18 protein-coding genes are annotated in these 16,395 nt (G+C 69.8%); all 18 read right to left on the bottom strand.

Annotation, left to right across the window (positions count from 1 at the left end; translation table 11 throughout):
• Positions 1–3: 3 nt before the first annotated feature.
• Complete coding sequence (locus OG435_RS10035) at positions 4–543, bottom strand: (2Fe-2S)-binding protein (protein ID WP_266876473.1); 540 nt, start codon at positions 541–543, stop codon at positions 4–6.
• A complete protein-coding gene (locus tag OG435_RS10040) occupies positions 528–1,142 on the bottom strand; it encodes an NADPH-dependent F420 reductase (protein ID WP_266876474.1) in 615 nt (204 codons plus the stop codon). Before OG435_RS10040 ends, OG435_RS10035 begins: the two co-directional genes overlap by 16 nt.
• A 37-nt stretch (positions 1,143–1,179) precedes the next feature.
• Positions 1,180–2,664, bottom strand: coding sequence for an aldehyde dehydrogenase family protein (locus OG435_RS10045; protein ID WP_266876475.1), 1,485 nt, complete (start codon positions 2,662–2,664; stop codon positions 1,180–1,182).
• Positions 2,665–2,731: 67 nt separating this feature from the next.
• Entirely contained in the window at positions 2,732–3,472 is a 741-nt protein-coding gene (locus OG435_RS10050; protein WP_266876476.1) for a type 1 glutamine amidotransferase domain-containing protein, read from the bottom strand.
• Positions 3,469–4,299, bottom strand: a complete 831-nt coding sequence (locus OG435_RS10055) for a MinD/ParA family ATP-binding protein (protein ID WP_266876477.1) — start codon at positions 4,297–4,299, stop codon at positions 3,469–3,471. The genes OG435_RS10050 and OG435_RS10055 overlap by 4 nt, the downstream gene beginning before the upstream one ends.
• The gene (locus OG435_RS10060) at positions 4,299–5,558 is read right to left on the bottom strand and encodes a PP2C family protein-serine/threonine phosphatase (protein ID WP_266876478.1); all 1,260 of its coding nucleotides are present in this window, start codon (positions 5,556–5,558) and stop codon (positions 4,299–4,301) included. Before OG435_RS10060 ends, OG435_RS10055 begins: the two co-directional genes overlap by 1 nt.
• Positions 5,540–5,977: an ATP-binding protein gene (locus tag OG435_RS10065; RefSeq protein ID WP_266876479.1), complete on the bottom strand. Its 438-nt coding sequence runs from the start codon at positions 5,975–5,977 to the stop codon at positions 5,540–5,542. The genes OG435_RS10060 and OG435_RS10065 overlap by 19 nt, the downstream gene beginning before the upstream one ends.
• A gap of 32 nt (positions 5,978–6,009) precedes the next feature.
• Positions 6,010–6,321: an STAS domain-containing protein gene (locus tag OG435_RS10070; RefSeq protein WP_266876480.1), complete on the bottom strand. Its 312-nt coding sequence runs from the start codon at positions 6,319–6,321 to the stop codon at positions 6,010–6,012.
• A 24-nt stretch (positions 6,322–6,345) separates the two neighbouring features.
• Complete coding sequence (glgX, locus tag OG435_RS10075) at positions 6,346–8,481, bottom strand: glycogen debranching protein GlgX (RefSeq protein WP_266876481.1); 2,136 nt, start codon at positions 8,479–8,481, stop codon at positions 6,346–6,348.
• The gene (locus OG435_RS10080) at positions 8,478–8,852 is read right to left on the bottom strand and encodes an STAS domain-containing protein (RefSeq protein ID WP_266876482.1); all 375 of its coding nucleotides are present in this window, start codon (positions 8,850–8,852) and stop codon (positions 8,478–8,480) included. The genes glgX and OG435_RS10080 overlap by 4 nt, the downstream gene beginning before the upstream one ends.
• Positions 8,853–8,888: 36 nt before the next feature.
• Positions 8,889–10,709, bottom strand: coding sequence for an AGE family epimerase/isomerase (locus OG435_RS10085; RefSeq protein WP_266876483.1), 1,821 nt, complete (start codon positions 10,707–10,709; stop codon positions 8,889–8,891).
• Between the two features lies 1 nt (position 10,710).
• On the bottom strand, positions 10,711–11,145 hold the full coding sequence (locus OG435_RS10090; RefSeq protein WP_266876484.1) for a VOC family protein: 435 nt from the start codon (positions 11,143–11,145) through the stop codon (positions 10,711–10,713).
• Entirely contained in the window at positions 11,145–11,783 is a 639-nt protein-coding gene (locus tag OG435_RS10095) for a DJ-1/PfpI family protein (RefSeq protein WP_266876485.1), read from the bottom strand. Before OG435_RS10095 ends, OG435_RS10090 begins: the two co-directional genes overlap by 1 nt.
• Positions 11,776–13,380 (bottom strand): GMC family oxidoreductase, encoded by a 1,605-nt coding sequence (locus tag OG435_RS10100; protein ID WP_266876486.1) that lies wholly within the window; start codon positions 13,378–13,380, stop codon positions 11,776–11,778. The genes OG435_RS10095 and OG435_RS10100 overlap by 8 nt, the downstream gene beginning before the upstream one ends.
• 11 nt (positions 13,381–13,391) lie before the next feature.
• Entirely contained in the window at positions 13,392–13,772 is a 381-nt protein-coding gene (locus OG435_RS10105) for a nuclear transport factor 2 family protein (protein ID WP_323187810.1), read from the bottom strand.
• Between the two features lie 4 nt (positions 13,773–13,776).
• Complete coding sequence (locus OG435_RS10110) at positions 13,777–14,232, bottom strand: nuclear transport factor 2 family protein (protein WP_266876487.1); 456 nt, start codon at positions 14,230–14,232, stop codon at positions 13,777–13,779.
• 20 nt (positions 14,233–14,252) lie between these two features.
• The gene (locus OG435_RS10115) at positions 14,253–14,684 is read right to left on the bottom strand and encodes a nuclear transport factor 2 family protein (RefSeq protein WP_266876488.1); all 432 of its coding nucleotides are present in this window, start codon (positions 14,682–14,684) and stop codon (positions 14,253–14,255) included.
• Positions 14,685–14,710: 26 nt separating this feature from the next.
• A complete protein-coding gene (locus OG435_RS10120) occupies positions 14,711–16,375 on the bottom strand; it encodes a thiamine pyrophosphate-binding protein (protein WP_266876489.1) in 1,665 nt (554 codons plus the stop codon).
• Between the last annotated feature and the right edge of the window lie 20 nt (positions 16,376–16,395).

Genomic DNA, 16,395 nt, shown 5'->3' on the forward strand with positions numbered 1-16,395 from the left:
CCCTCACCCCTCCTGTCCGGACGCGGCGGCGGTGGCCGGCTGCGCGGTGCCCTGCTCCACGGGCGCCTGCGCGCGGGCCGCGGAGCAGGCGCGCTGCACTCCCCGTACGACGCTGTGGTAGCCCGTGCAGCGGCACAGGTTGCCGGTGAGCCACTCGCGGATCTCGGGCTCGGTGGGCGGCTCGCGGTCGGTGGTGTTGTCGACCAGTTCACCCAGGGCCATGACCATCCCGGGAGTGCAGAAGCCGCACTGGGTGCCGTGTTCCTCGCGCAGGGCCTCCTGGAGGCCGGTGAGTTCACCGCCGGGGGTGGTGACCCCTTCGATGGTGGTCACCGCGGAGCCGGCGGCCGCCGCGGTGAGGATCAGGCAGCTCTTGACGGAACGGCCGTCGAGCCGGACGACGCAGGTTCCGCACTGGCCGGTGTCGCAGCCGACCTTGGTGCCGGTCAGCCCGAGGCCGTCGCGGAGCCGTTCGACGAGCAGTTCGTTCGGCTGCGCCGAGAACTGCTCGGGTCTTCCGTTGACGTTCAGTGAGAGGTCCATGCCAGCGCCTGCGCTTCCGTGAGCGGCCGGTTGAAGAGGGGCCCGCCGGGCTGCTGGAGAATTCCTCCGGAGTGCAGCGGACCGGTGTCCACGGGAGCGAATCCGAGATCCGTGATGATTCCCGCGACTATTTCCTTGGCTTTCCCGTCGTCGCCCGCCGTGAAATGGGCCAGACGCGGGCCCTGCGCGGTGCCGGCGACGGCGAGCGTCTCGAAGTGCATGGTGTTCAGGGATTTGACGATCCGGGTCCCCGGATACCATTCGGCGACGAGTTCGCTGGATCCCCGGCCGCCCAGGTCCCGGGCATTGCCCGGGCCGTCGAACGCGTTGGTCGCGTCCACCAGCACGGTGTCCCGTACGGCGTCCTGGGGCAGCAGCCCCTGGACGCTGTCGAACGGCACCATCAGGACGAGGACTTCGGACCGGGCCGCGGCCTCGGCGGGGTACGCCGCCGAGGCCGCGGGGCCCAGTTCGGCCAGCAGGTCCGCGAGGCTCCGCGGGCCCCGTGCGTTGGCGAGCACGACCTGGTGGTCCGCCGCCACGAGGATCCTGGCCAGGGTCGATCCGATCCGGCCCGTTCCGACGATGCCGATCCGCATGAGGGCTCCTCCGGTGGTCTGCGTGCGAGCGGTGAGGTCAGTCCATTCCGATCCAGACCGACTTGGTCTGGGTGTAGCTCTCCAGGGACTCGGGGCCGCACTCGCGCCCGTAGCCGGAGGCCTTGTAGCCGCCGTAGGGCACCGACGGGTCGTACTGGTTGTAGCAATTGACCCAGACCGTGCCGGCCTTGATCTGCGAGGCGACCCGGTGGGCGCGGCGCAGGTCCTTGGTGTGGACCCCGGCGGCGAGGCCGTACGCGCTGTCGTTGGCGATGCGCACGGCGTCCTCCTCGGTGTCGAAGGGGATGATCGACAGGACGGGTCCGAAGATCTCCTCCTGGGCGATCCGCATGGAGTTGTCGACGCCGGTGAAGATGGTCGGCAGGAAGTACAGGCCGTCGGAGGAGGCCCCTTCGGGGGTCCAGCCGGTGCCGCCGACGCGCAGGACGGCGCCTTCCTTCTCGCCGACCTCGATGTACGAGCTGACCTTGTCGAACTGGCCGCGGTGGGCGAGCGGCCCGAAGAGGGTGGCCGGGTCGCGCGGGTCCCCGGGCCGCAGGGCGGCCGCGCGGGCCACGAGCCGTTCGACCATCTCGTCGTGGATCGGGCGGTGCAGCAGCAGCCGGGAGCCGGCGGTGCAGATCTCGCCCTTGTTGTAGTAGATGCCGAAGAAGGCCAGTTCCTCGGCGGCGTCGAGGTCTGCGTCGGCGAAGACGATGTTGGCGGACTTGCCGCCGAGCTCCATCGTCACCTTCTTCAGGGTGCCGGCCGCCTTGCGGATGATCGACTGGCCCACGGAGGTGGACCCGGTGAAGGCGATCTTGTCGATGCCGGGGTGCCCGGTGAGGGTCTCGCCCAGTTCCACGCCCGGACCGGTGATGACGTTCAGCACCCCGTCCGGAATCTCCGCCTCCTGGAACAGCTCGGCGATCTTCAGGGCGGTGAGCGGGGTGGCGGGCGAGGGCTTGTGGACCACCGTGTTCCCGGCCGCGAGGGCCGGGGCGATCTTCGTCATCGACAGGAGCAGCGGGAAGTTGAAGGGGGTGATGGCGCAGACCACGCCCAGCGGTTCGCGCAGGGTGTACGCCAGCTGCCCGCCGGCCGGGGCCCGGGAGGAGCCGTCCACCCGGGTCACGGCGCCGGCGTAGTAGTGCATGAGCTGGGCGGCCATGGGGGCATCGACCGTGGAGGAGAAGGCGAACGGTTTCCCCATGTCCACCGTCTCCAGCAGGGCGATCTCCTCCAGGTCGCGCTCGATGAGCTCCCCGACCCGGTTCAGCCGCAGCGCGCGTTCCTGGGCGGAGAGTCTGCTCCAGGGGCCTTCCTCGTACGCCGTGCGGGCGGCGGCCACGGCCGCGTCCGCGTCGGCGGCGGCGGCCTGGGCCACCGGCACGATCTCCTGGCCGTCCACGGGGCTGATGTCCGGTTCGGTGCGGTGGTCCTGGGCCGGGACCCAGGCGCCGCCGATGAACAGTTTCCCCGGGTTGGCCAAAGGCTGGTCGCTGAGCGCGCGCTGGGGCATGGCTGTGGCTGCCTTCCGGTTTCGGGTGCGAGGGGCGGAGCGCCAGGGGGCAGGACACCCCCTACGGCTAGCCCTGCGCGAGCTGACGTAAGAACGTCTCCGCGAGGGCCTTGGAGGAGTAGGGGTTCTGGCCGGTGGTGAGCTTGCGGTCCACCACCACGTGCGAGTCCCAGATCGCGTCGGCCTTCTCGTAGCGGGCGCCGAGCCGGGTGAGTTCGGCCTCCAGGATCAGCGGGAGCCGGCCGGCCATGTTGGTGACCAGCTCCTCGCTGTGCGAGAAGGCGGTCATCCGGTAGCCCGCGAAGGGCCACTGGCCCTCGCCGTCGCGCAGGGCCAGCAGGGCGGTGTGCCCGTGGCAGACCGTGGCCAGGGGCTTGTCCTGGGCGATGGCCCAGCGCAGGATCTGCGCGAGCTCGTCGGACTTGGGCAGGTCACCGATGGCCCCGTGGCCACCGCTGATGTAGATGCCGTCGTAGTCGGCGATGTCCTTCTCGCCCAGGGCCTCCAGGGCGATCGGGTTTCTCAGCTGCGGGGTGTTCTCTATGACGCGGCTGTACTCCAGGGCACTGGCCGTGTCCGTGTCCGCGGAGCCCTGGGGGCGGACCCACCGGAGGAACTGGGGATCGATGCTGGTCGCGTCGACCGTCGGGGTCCGGCCCGCGATCGTCGCCACGTCCACGGTGTGGCCCGCGTTCTTGAAGAGGGTGTAGGGAACGGCGAATTCCTCGGCCCAGAAACCCGAGGGGTGTTGTTCCCCGTCCAGCAGATGAAGCGTGGCCTTGGCCGTCATGACGACGAGAATCTTCATGACTCTTCTCCTTGGTCTGTCTGGATTCGCTGCCGATTCAACACGCCCCCCGCTAGGGGCGTAAGGGGGAGGCGCCAGGCCCGCGATACTTCGTCACGTGCGTCCAACGCCGAGATGATGGTGCGGAATTCACCGACCAGGGGATGGTCGGGATGGGCTTCGGAGAATATGCGTTCCCCGTAGAGCGCGGCCATTTCCGGAACATAGGGAAGGATTCCGGCCAACGGCGTACGGTAGACCTCCTCGGCCCGCCGCCGGGCGGCCTCCCGGTCGATGCCCTCGGGCGCCATGCTCATCACCAGGGTCCGCCGGCAGGCGAGCCGGCCGGTCAGGGCGATGGTCTCCTCGACGCCGAGGAGGTCGACCCGGTCGGCCCGGGCCATGATCAGCAGGACGTCGGCGCTCGCCATCGCGGTGACCGACTCGTTGTTGAGCCCGGCGTGGGTGTCGAGCAGCAGGACGTCCAGGGAGTGGGTCACGGCCAGCCGGTCGAAGCCCTCGGGCAGCAGCCCCACGTCGTAGCCGGTGGTCATGAGTTCCCGCAGCGCCGCCGTCCCGGTCCGCGCCGGTACGACGTACAGGCTGCGGCCGCAGCTCGTGGCGACCTCCTGGGCGGCGGCCTCGATCTCGCACCGGCCGAGCAGGTAGTCGGCCAGGGACGGGCCGGGGCGGAGCCGGAAGAGCAGGTCCAGGGTGGGCGACTGGATGTCCGTGTCGATCACCCCCACCCGGCGCCCCTCGCCCGCCAGGAGCAGGGCCAGGTTCGCCAGTACCGAGGACTTTCCGGTACCGCCGCGGTACGAGTGCACCACGATGGTCCGGGTCATCAGGCGACGACCTGGCGATCGGCCCCGCCCGCGTGCGGCCCCCGCGCCGCGCGTGGCCGGTGCAGGGCCAGCATGGTGACGTCGTCGTGCTGTTCGGCTGTTCCGGTGTGTTCGCGTACCGCGGTGTCCATCCGGTCGACCACCTCCCTGCCGCTGACCGGGGGGCCGGACAGCAGCTGCAGCATCCGCTCGTCGCCGAGGAAACCGCCGCTGGGGCAGCGCGCCTCGGGCACTCCGTCGGTGAACACGAAGAGCGTGTCACCCGGGTCCAACTGGGCGTAGCCAAGCGTGTACACACAGTCCGGAAGTACTCCGACGGCGGGGCCCGTGACCTCCAGCGCGCGGGGCTCGCCACCGTCCGCGTCCAGCAGCAGCGGCGGGTTGTGGCCGCCGTTGATGTAGACGAGGGATCCGGTGAGCGGGTCGAGCACCCCGAAGAAGAGGGTGGCGAAATAGCCCTGCCGCAGGTGGTTGCGGGTCAGGTAGCCGTTGGTGGCGGTGACCGCGTTGAGGAGCGGGGTGGCACCCACCACCGGGATGCGCCGGCTGTTGCCGGTGCGGCCGGCGGCCACCAGGTGCTGGAGGCCGCTGTTCTCGGCGGTGTGCCGCAGCAGGGAACGGATGAGCGCCATGAAGAGCGCGGCTCCGACCCCCTTGTCACAGACGTCGGCGACGACGAAGGCCAGGCGCCTGCCGCGGGAGAGCTCGAAGACGTCGTAGAAGTCCCCGGCGACCTGCCGGGCGGGCCGGAAGCACACGTCGATCTCCCAGCCCTCCGGGACCGGCAGCGATTCCGGCAGGAAGCCGGCCTGGATCTCCCGGCCGATCTCCAACTCCTTCTCATAGCCCATCAGTTCGGCGCGGGCGTCGGCTTCGCGCAGGGTGCGGCCGAGTCCGGCGCGCTCCGAGCAGCTGTGCAGCCGGGCCCCGACGAGGGCGGGCAGGAAGGGGGGTACGAGGTAGTCGTGGCCGATCCGGACATGTTCCTCCAGGGCGGCGAACTCCGTCACGGTCCAGACGACCACGATGGGGGCACCGCCCCAGCGGCGCAGTCGGCGTACGACGGTCCGCACGGACTCCCCGTCGGCCTGGGCCGGGGCGAGCAGCACGTCCGCTTCGGGCAGCTCCTCCAGTGGGCCGGCCAGCAGTTCGGCCAGCGTACGCGGGACGAGTTCCGCACCCATCTCCTCCAGCGCTCCGAGGAGTTCGAGGGGAGGTGGCGGGTACTGGTCGAGGATGATCACGGTAGTGGAGGGCATGGGTCCGTCCCCTCAGCCATCACAGTCAGCGTGCTGATGTTGCGGCCGTCCCTGCGTACGTAGTCGAACTCGTCCACGCTGGTCAGTGCGAGGTGGATGCCGAGTCCGCCGATCCGGCGCCGCTCGGGAGCGGTGTGCGGTTCGGGCGGCAGTCTCCCCTGAACGGGGTCGAAGGCCGGGGCGTGGTCCTCGATGCGGATCCGTACCCGGCCCGGCCCGGAGCGGCCCCGGACGGTGATCCGTCCGTCGCCGCCCCGGTACCCGTGCATCACGATGTTGGTGGCCAGCTCGTCCACGGCCAGCCGGATCCGGTACGAGGCGCCCTTGCCCAGGCCCGCGCTCCCGGCCAGCCGCCGGACGAGCGCGGCGATGTCGCCCAGTGCCCCCAGGGTGGCGGGCACTTCCAGCTCGGCGGACATCCTTTCCGTCGTGACCGCCTCGTCCATCGGACTCAGTCGTCGGAGAGCACGATGCTGCGGTCGAGCCCGGCCGTCCGGATGGTCCGGGCGACGGGCTCGATGGCGCCGACCACCTTGATGGTGACGTGCTCCCCCACCTTCTGCTGGGCGAAGACCAGGGAGCGCAGTCCGGCGCTGGCCATGTAGCCGACCCCGGCCATGCGGATCTCGACGGTGCTAGTGCCGTGGCCGGCGGCCTTCTCGATGGTCTGGTGGAAGTCCGGCGCGGTCTTGGCGTCCAGTTCGCCGTCCAGCTCGATCACGGTGGTGTCGCCCTCGATGCTCAGGGACACGGAAAGCGGCATGTCAGGTCTCCTTCGGTGCGTGGGCTAGAGATCGGCGTCGGGCGTGCGGCCGACCAGGATCACGACGGAGCGCGGACCGATCAGGTACTTGCCGGCGTTCTCCAGTTCGACTTCGGCGCCGGGGGTGCGGATGTCGTACGGGGCCTCGGCCCCGGTGTCCGCGAAGAGGTGCCAGCTGCGGCCGCCCGGGAGGGCGGGCAGTTCCAGGTCGTGCGCCTCCCAGTGGGAGTTCATGGCCGCGTACACCACGTCGTCGTCACCGGTGCCGCAGCGGGCCACCGCGAGCAGTCGGCTCTCCGCCGACCAGTCGGGCTGCCAGGCCCGCTCCCCGTGCCAGCTGATGTCGGGCAGCCCGAGGCTGTCGCGGAGCTGTCCGGTGGGGTGGGAGGTGGAGCGCAGTTCGCGGTGGTGCTTGCGGAAGGCGATCATCTCCCGCGTGAACCGAAGCAGTTCGGAGTTCTCGTCGACCTGGCTCCAGTCGAACCAGGACAGTTCGTTGTCCTGGCAGTACGTGTTGTTGTTGCCCTGCTGGGTGCGCGCCACCTCGTCGCCGGACAGCAGCATCGGGATGCCCTGACTGGTGAAGAGGATGGCCAGGGCGTTCTTCATCTGGCGCAGCCGCAGCGCGTTGACCTCGGGATCGTCGGTCGGTCCCTCGGCCCCGCAGTTCCAGCTGGCGTTGTCGTTGCCGCCGTCGTTGTTGCCCTCACCGTTGGCATCGTTGTGCTTGTCGTTGTACGAGACCAGGTCGGCCAGGCTGAAACCGTCGTGCGCGGTCAGGAAGTTGACCGACGCCGAGGTCCCGCGGGTGGAGTAGAGGTCGGGCGATCCCGCGACGCGGGTGGCGAGTTCCCCGGTGATCCCGGGGTCGCCCTTGAGGAAGCTGCGTACGGTGTCGCGGTACTTGCCGTTCCACTCCGCCCAGCGGCCGTACGCCGGGAAGTTGCCGACCTCGTAGAGGCCGCCGGCGTCCCAGGCCTCGGCGATGAGCTTGGTGTGCCGCAGGACCGGGTCGTAGGCGAGCAGTTCCAACAGCGGCGGGTTGGGCAGCGGAGTGCCGTCCGCGGAGCGGCCGAGGATGGCCGCGAGGTCGAAGCGGAACCCGTCGATGTGATAGTCGGCGACCCAGTGGCGCAGGCAGTCGAGGACGAAGTTGCGCACGACGGGGTGGTTGCAGTTGACGGTGTTGCCGGTGCCGCTGAAGTTGAAGTAGTACCCCTCGGGCGTGAGCATGTAGTACGTGGCGTTGTCGAGCCCCTTGAAGGAGATGGTGGGGCCCTGCTCGTTGCCCTCCGCCGTGTGGTTGAAGACCACGTCGAGGATGACCTCGATGCCGGCCGCGTGCAGGTCCTTGATCAGGGTGCGGAACTCGTCGCCCTGCATGCCGTAGCGTCCGGTGGCCGCGTAGCCGGCCTTGGGGGCGAAGAAGGAGACGGTGTTGTAGCCCCAGTAGTCGAAGAGCTGCTCGCCCGTCTCCGGGTTGTGCCGCGGGTTGTCGCTCTCGTCGAACTCGAACACCGGCAGCAGTTCGATGCAGTTGATCCCGAGTTCCTTCAGGTACGGGATCTTCTCCCGCAGCCCCGCGAAGGTGCCGGGGGCCGTGACCTGCGAGGAGGGGTGCCGGGTGAAGCCGCGCACGTGGGTCTCGTACACCACGAGGTCCTCGGCGGGGATGCCCAGCGGGGTGTCGTCGCCCCAGTCGAAGTCCTGGAGGCAGACGCGGGAGCGGTACTGGTAGCCGCGGCTGCGGTCCGGCTCGACGCCCCACACGTCACGGCCCGCGATCAGCCGGGCGTAGGGGTCCGAGAGCACCTGGCGGGCGTCGAAGCGGTGGCCGGTGACGGGGTCGTACGGTCCGTCGGCCCGGTACCCGTACTCGATGTTCTCGTGATCGAGGCCGAAGACCGTCATGGCGAAGACGCTGCCGGTGCGGAATTCCTGGGGGAACTCCAGTTCGGCCATCGGCTCGGGCTCTCCGCGCTTGTAGATGACCAGGGTCATGGAGGTGGCCTGGTCGGAGAAGACGGAGAAGCTGACCCCGCCGGGGACCACGTTGGCCCCGAAGGGGAACGGTTTGCCGGCGCGGACGCGGTACCCGCCCACCTCGTGGGTCGGGTACGCGTCGACGCGCAGCACCTGTTCGGACGACGACTCGCTCATCGCGCGGCCCTGGCGACTGGCTTCGCGGCGGCCTTGGCGGCCGTCTTGGCGGCGGCCGCCTCGGCCTCGCCCGTGGAGAAGAAGTCGAGGAAGCCGGTGGCCGACATGACGAACCGGACTTCCTCGCTCACCCCGTAGAGGGTGACGGCGACCCCGGCGTGCTGGGCCTCGCGGTAGACGACGAGCAGGGTGCGCAGCCCGGCGCTGGAGACGTAGGTGACGGCCGTCAGGTCGATGCGCAGCGGCCGGCCCTCGCGGACCAGCGGCAGCAGCGTCTGCAGCAGCGATCCGGAGGTCTCACTGTTGATCTCGCCGATGGCGACGAGTACGGTGCCCGCCTTGTTGCGGCGTTCCTTCACGTTCAGGGTCATTGCATTCCCCTCTGAGTGGGGCGCCCCCGTTGAGCGCTACTGGGCGGTCGGGCGCAGCCGGACCTTGACCTTGACCCGGCCCTGGACGTCGGGCAGCCGGACGGTGAGTCCGTCGGCGTCGAAGTCCGTGTACGGCTTCTCGTCGATCTCGACGGACGCGATCCGCACCGAGCCGGCGGGGAGCAGGTCGGGCGAGACGCGCAGCACGCGGTCGGGCAGGTTCGTCGGGTCGGGCTGGAAGTGGAAGTCCATCTCCCGGCCGTTGATGAGCAGGTTGTTGTAGACGGCGGACAGGTAGCAGAGCTCCGCCGAGTGGTACATGGACATCGAGTGGCTGCCCTTGAGCCGCTCGGTCCCGAGCAGGTACGGGGTCCCGCTCGCGAGGACGTTGAAGTAGACGGCACCCTCGTCGTGGTCGAGGAAGAAGGTGTTGTAGAAGGCCTCCGCCTGCCGGGCCTCGCGCAGGAAGCCGTCACCGCCGACGGTGCCGTTCAGGATGAGGTAGGCGAGGATCGCCTGCTCCTGCTGCCACCAGGCCTTGCGGTCGTGCCAGGCGAAACGATACGCCTCCTCGTCCCCGGACTTGACGCGCTCGACCACGTCGTACCAGCCTCCGCGCTGCACGTCGCTGCCGACGGCCGGCATGATCTCGCCGATCTTGCGGGCGAGCTCCTCGTAGGCCGGCTTGGCCTTCAGCGAGTTCATCCGCATCAGGTTCCAGGCGATCTTGAGGTTGTGGCCGACGACCGCGCGGTTCTGCTGCCAGCTGTGCGCGGTGTCGTGGGACCAGTCGCGGAAGAAGCGCTCCTGGACGAAGGGGCTGTTCTTGTAGTCCGGGAACTTGTCCGCGATCGTGTCGAAGGTGTACTCGAGGAAGTCGGCGTAGCTCTGCTCGCCGGTCGCCAGGTACAGGTTGATCAGGTACGCGGGCGCGTGGTCGCCGACCGAGTTCCAGTTCTTGCGCTCCGCGTTCTCCCCGAGGGACTCGTGGTCGGCGCTGAAGAGGATCGGGTCGATGTGCGAGTAGTAGCCGCCCTGCTCCGGGTCCTTGAAGAACTTGTCGAACAGCCGGATCGTGGCGTCCGCGTCGTTCTTGATCCGGATGTCGCCGGTGACCCGGTAGGTCTGGATCGGGCCGGCCAGCGCGTAGATCTGCTCGTACATCGGGATCGCGTCGTAGTCGTCGGAGAACTCCGAGGTGAACAGTTTGCGTTCGCTGTCCCCGTCGACGCTGATGCCGTGGTACCAGAAGACCACGTCCTCCTCGCTGTCCACGACGCGCATGTGCTTGCGCAGGTACTCGGTGCCGCGCTCGGCGACCTCCAGGTACTCGTCCTTGCCGGTCAGCAGGTAGGCCGAGGCCATGCCGTAGACCAGGCGGGAGATCGTGTCGGTCTCCTGGACATGACTGGCGGTCTTGTCACCGCCGAGCCGGACCTCGGTGCGGTACTCGGTGAAGTCCACCGGCCCGTCGCCGAACTGCGCCCGCTTGTAGAAGTCGGCCAGCGACTCGATCTGCTTGATCCACCAGCTGGGCTCCTCGAAGCGGTAGTCCTCGGCCCCGCGGCCCAGGAACACCAGGCGCTTGGCCTCGAAGCGGCCGCCCTGCTCGGGGTAGTGCACCCCGTAGACGTAGAGGAACCGTCCCGGCGAGAGCATCTCGTCGATGTGCCCGGAGGCGTCGATGTACGGCTCGTCCAGGTTGCGGACCAGCTCGGCGCTGGGGTCCCCGGCCAGGGAGACGTCGAACTCGCGGCCGTCCGAGGTCTTCAGCCTCAGCAGCCGGGTTCCGGAGTCGAAGCGGCCGACGTAGCCGGCGATCGTGTCGGAGAAGGAGAAGCTCACGGCGTCCGCCATGTCATGCACCGTCCTTGTCGTGTTGACCGTGTTCGTCCTCGAATCCCTGGCTGACTTCGACGATCACCCCGTCGGGATCGCGGACCCACACGGTCCGCCAGCCGCAGATGAAATCGTCGAAGTCCAGTGGCCCCAGGGTCACTTCGGCCGCTTCGCCGAGCGTGGCCAGGAAGCCGTCCACGCTGTCGGTCTGGAAGGCCAGGTGGCGCATCCGGCCCGGTGCCGCCGGCCCGTCGTGCTGGGCCGTCTCGGCCGGCTCGGTGCCCGCCGCGAAGAGCTCCAGGTACACGTCCCCCTGGCGGAGGAAGATGATCTGTGCGTCTCCGAGGTCGACCACCCGGGCCCGGGTGAAGCCGAAGTACCGGGTGTAGAAGTCCTCGGTGGTCTTCTGGTCGGCGCAGTTCAGGCCCACGTGCGACCAGACCATCGGGGCCATCAGCCGGTGCCCCGGCGGCTCTGGTCCCCCTTGGCCCGCGTGCCCCGGTCGGCGGCGATCAGCTCGATGATCCGGCGGGCGAACAGGTGGTGGTGGGCCCCGGTGCGGCCGGTGACCAGGTCGCCGTCGACGACCACGTCCTCGTCCACGTACTCGCCGCCCATGTTCCGGACGTCACCGATGAGGTTGTTGTGGCAGACGACCTTGCGGCCGCGCACCTTGTCCGGGATCGAGGCGGCCAGCCACATGCCGTGGCAGATGATCCCCTTGAGGACCGTCGGCTCCTCGAAGGCCCGGCGCAGCAGCTCCGTCGCCGGGGCCAGCACGTCCACGTCCTCGGTGTAGCGCAGCCGGTCGGCCACCATGCCCGAGGGCACGATGATCGCCGAGTAGCGCCGCAGGTCCTCGTCGCTCAGCCCCTCCAGGGACTGGGTCGCGGTGAACGGCGCCCGGTACTCGTGCCCGGAGAAGGTGATGGAGTCGTTGCCCCACAGCCGGGTCAGGAAGTCGACCTCGGCGCCCTCCTCCGCGAACCGGTGGCCGTAGTAGAAGATCTCCGGCTCGTAGAAGTCGCTCTCGACCAGGACCGCGATCCGGGTTCCGGTCAACGCACCCTCGCGCAGGACCACATCAGGCACGGGACACCCCCTTCAGGAAGTCCGCCGCGCGCTCGGCGATCATCGCGATGGCGGTGTGGCAGTTGCCCGACGGGACGGCGGGCATCACGCTCGCGTCGACGACGCGCAGGTTCCGTACGCCGTGCACCCGCAGTTCCGGGTCGACGACGGAGAGGTCGTCGATGCCCATCCGGCAGGAGCCGGCCTGGTGGTGGTAGCTCTCCGACTTCTGCTTCACGAAGGTGCGCAGGTCCTCGTCGGACACGTAGCCGGGTCCGGGCTGGAGCTCCTGCTTGTACCAGGGCGAGAAGGCGGAGGTCGCGAAGATCTCCCGGGCGGTCTTGACGCCCTGCACCATCCGCTCCAGGTCCCAGCGGTCACCCAGGTAGTTGGGGTGGATCAGCGGGTGGGCCAGCGGATCGGCGCTCGCCAGCTTGATCCAGCCCCGCGAGACGGGCCGGACGACACCGGGCAGGATGGACACCGTGTTCGGGTGGTCCTGACCGACGATCACGTCGAAGGGCACGTGAACGAAGGCGATCTGCAGGTCCGGCGCCGGCAGCCCGGGCCGGGACGAGAGGAACAGCGCGCTCTCCGACAAGTTCTGTGCGGGTGGCGGCAGTTCCTGGGTGACCTCGGCCATCAGCCCGGTCAGTACGTGGTTGTGGAAGTTCTCCCCGACCCCGGGCAGCTCCGCGACGGTCCCGATGCCGTGCTCGCGCAGCTGCTCGGGGTGCCCGATCCCGGAGAGCAGCAGCAGCTTCGGCGATTCGATCGCCCCGGCGGCCACGATCACCTCCCGGCGGGCCCGTACGGTGTGCGGCCCGGGCTCGGGGGCGGTGCTGTGCCCGTCGCGCACGGTCCGGCCGGGGATCTCAGCGGGGGCCTGGAGCTGGACGTACTCCACACCCGTGCAGGTGTCCCCGTCGAAGAGCAGCCGGGTGCTCTGCGCACTGGTGCGCAGGGTCAGGTTGGAGCGGTCGAGCGCCGGTTCCAGGTAGGCGGCGAGGACGCCCTGGCGGCGGCCGTCCGCCACGTCGATGTGGTGCCAGCCGGTGCCGAAGAGTCCGCGCCGCGGCCCGTCGGTGTTGAAGTCGGCGATCTCCTCGTGCCCGAGCTCGACGGCGGCGTCGATGAAGGCGCGGGAGACCGGGTTGGGGCCGTGTCGCCCGGCGTGGGTGATCCGCTGCGGCCCGCGGGTGCCGGTGGTCGGCGCGGTGGCGTCCTCCTGGCCCTCCAGCAGCGAGAAGTAGGGCAGGACGTCCTCGTGCGCCCAGCCGGCCGCGCCCTGGTAGGCCCAGTTGTCGAAGTCCGAGGCGTGGCCCCGGATGTGCATCATGATGTAGAGGTTGCTGCTGCCCCCGGGGGCCTTGCCGCGCGGTTCGTAGGTGCGGCGGCCGTCCAGGCCGGGCTGCGGGACGCTGGTGTAACCCCAGTCGACGGGTCCGCCGAGCAGCTTGTACCAGGAGGACGGATCGTCCACCTCGGGAGGGATGCGGCCGGCCCCCGCCTCCAGGACCAGGACGGTGACGTCCGGGTCCTCGGAGAGCCGGTTCGCCAGGACGCTGCCGGCGGTGCCGGAGCCCACGACGATGTAGTCGTACTCATCCACGGCCATCGCGCGCCCCCTCAGCCCTGGCCGAGCACCTGGAAGGGAACCGTGTCGTGGTAGTTCGCCATGTAGGCGATCTTTCCGTCCACGATCCGGAAGAAGTTCATGACCTCGGCCTCGATCTCCGCCCCGGTGGGGGTGACCGCGGTCAGGTGGGAGACGGCCGCGGCCTTCTCCCCGTCGACGAGGAAGTGCACGGGCTCGTTGCGGAAGACCCGGTACATGGCCCCCATGCCCTTCATCATCGACCGCAGCGTCTCCAGGCCCTCGATGTGGCCGGCGAGCTGCTCGTCCATGACCTGGTCCTCGGCGAACAGGTCGCACCAGCTGTCCCAGTCACCGGCGTTGGCGTACTCGTAGTACTTCTGCAAGATCTGCCGCGCGTCCATGGCGCTCATCCCCCTATCCGTCCCTGCGGGTTCCGTCCGGGGCGAAGGGCGCCCAGAACTGGCTGAAGGCGGTGGCCGTGTCGCCGAAGAGACCGTCGTGGCCCTCGACGATCCGGCCGTCGCGCCAGCGCATGAAGTGGAAGACCGGGTAGTCCATCCGCTCGTACGGGGAGTTGCTCGACTCGTCGGCGCCGCCGCGCACGGCGACGTTGCGGCAGACGTCCGCGCTGCAGTCCTCGCCGACGAGGACCGCTTCGATGTCCATGCGGAAGGTGCCGCCCGTGAGCTTGTGGGTCTGGCCCATCAGCTCCAGGAAGGCGTCCAGGCTCTCGTACCAGCCGGCGAGCGGGTGGTTGCCGGGGACCTGCCAGCGCAGGTCCTCCGCGTAGTACTCCAGGATCCTGGCCCGGTCGCCGGAGCCGAGGGCGCGGTACGCCGCCTCGACCCGTTCCCGTGTCACTTCGGTCATCGTCGCTTCTCCTTCGGCGCTCAGAGGGAGGCTGAACCGGGCATGGGCGCCAGTTCGTTGACGGTGTACTGCCGGATCAGCGGCCCGTCGGGGCCGGTGACCACGGTCCAGGTCTGGTCGGCGTCGAAGCCGAGCCACACGCTGCGGGCGGCCGGCGGGTCCCAGATCTTGGCCTGCCAGTTGACGAGGACCCGGACGATCGCCCGGTCGCCCTCGATGACGGGCTCCACCTTGGTGACCGTGTGCACCTCGTCGAAGAAGCGGTTGGTGACCGCCTCGTACCAGCGGCCGAAGCCCTGGTGGCCGAGGAAGGTGTCCTCCGGGACCTTGAACTCCAGGTCCTCGGTGATCAGGGCCAGCACCTGGTCCGGCTGGACGTGCTGGTCCAGGGCCACGTACCACTTCTCGGCGAAATCGCGGATCGCGTCCTCGGTCAGCCGCTCGGCGGGCATGCGGTCTCCTCCTGTCTGTGGCGGTGTCAGATTTGTATGTCCACGAGGAACGGCCCGGGGTGGGCGAGCATCCGGCCCACCGCGGCGATCGCCTCGTCGGGCTTCTCCACCCGCATCCCGCCCGCCCCGAGCGACCGGGCCAGAGCGGCGAAGTCGATCTCGGGGTGCGAGAGGTCGAAGGAACCCGGGAAACCGTGCTGCGGAATCTCCCGCTCCCGCCAGTACTGGGCGATGTTGTCGTCCAGCAGCCGGTACTTGCGGTTGTTGCAGACCACGAACTTGGCGTCGATGCCGTGCCGGGCCGCGGTCCACAGCGCCTGGTAGGTGTACATCGAGCCGCCGTCGCCCGCGAAGCCGACGACGAGCCGCTCCGGCCGGGCCAGCTTCACGCCGACCGCGCCCGGGAAGCCCACGCCCAGCGATCCGCCCCGGGTGAGGTGGTAGTCGCCCGGCCGCTCCGGCGGCAGGTACCGGGTGACCAGCGGAGAGGTGGTCAGCGCCTCGTCGAAGACGATCAGGTCCCCGCCGGTGCGCTCGGCCAGCGTCCGCAGGAAGACCGCCATCGGCGAACCGGCTGCCTCTTCGGAGCCCTTGGCCTCCCGCTCGGCCTGGTCCGCCCGCACCCGCTCCCGGGTCCGCGCGTCCAGCCGCCCGGCCGCCGCCGCCCGCTGCGCGGGGGTGAGCACGTGGTCCAGTACGCCGGCCAGCGCGCGCAGCGCCTGCCGGGGATCGGCGGCGAGCCCGAGGTCCACCGGGTGGTTCTTGGCGATCTCGTAGGCGTTCAGGTCGATGTGCACGACCCGCGCGCCGGCCCGGAAGGGGCTCTCCAGCTCCGGGAACACCTCGGGGAAGACGTAGGTGCCGACGATCAGCACCCCGTCCGCGTTGCCGATCAGCTCCTTGCTGTGCGGGCCGAACATGTGGCCGGTCTGACCGCGGCGCAGCGGGTGCGAGGCCGCGATGTTCACCTCCGAGGAGTCGACCTCGTACACGTCGGCGCCCAGCAGCTCGGCGACGGCGACGAGTTCGCGCTGCGCCCCGGAGAGGGAGACCCCGTCCCCGACGAGGACGACCGGCCGCTCGGCGGAGGCCAGCAGCTCGGCCGCCCGCCCCACCGAGGCGGGCGAGGGCGCCACGTCCGTGAGGGGCACCGTGGCGGGCAGCACGAGCTCGGAGTTGAGCTCGTCCAGCACGTCCATCGGCAGCGCCACGAACACCGGGCCGCGCGGCGGGGTCAGGGCGATCTTCACCGCCCGGCGGATCGTGCGGAGCACGGAGTGCCGGTCGGTGACCCGGGTCGCGTACTTGGTCACCGGCTTCGCCATCGCCACCAGGTCGGACGCCATCTGCGCGTCCATGGCGTCGTAGCGCACCCCGGCGTCACCGGCGACCACGACGAGCGGGGTGTGGCCGCGCAGCGACTGGTAGAGCATGCCGATGCCGTTGCCCAGCCCCACCCCGGAGTGGAGCTGGAGCAGCGCCGCCCCGCCGGTGGCCCGGGCGTAGCCGTCGGCGATGCCGGCGGCCACCGTCTCCTGGAGGGCGAGGACGTAGTGGAAGTCCTCCGCCGCGTCGACCGCGTCGAGGAATCCCTGTTCCACCGTCCCCGGATTTCCGAACATGACGTTCAGGCCGTCGGCCTTGAACTGGTCGATCAGCCTTTCCCGTCCGGGAGTGGCTCCAGAACTCATCGAACTCCCCCTCCTTTGCG

This window comes from Streptomyces sp. NBC_01264 (assembly GCF_026340675.1).
In the GTDB taxonomy this organism is placed as follows: domain Bacteria; phylum Actinomycetota; class Actinomycetes; order Streptomycetales; family Streptomycetaceae; genus Streptomyces.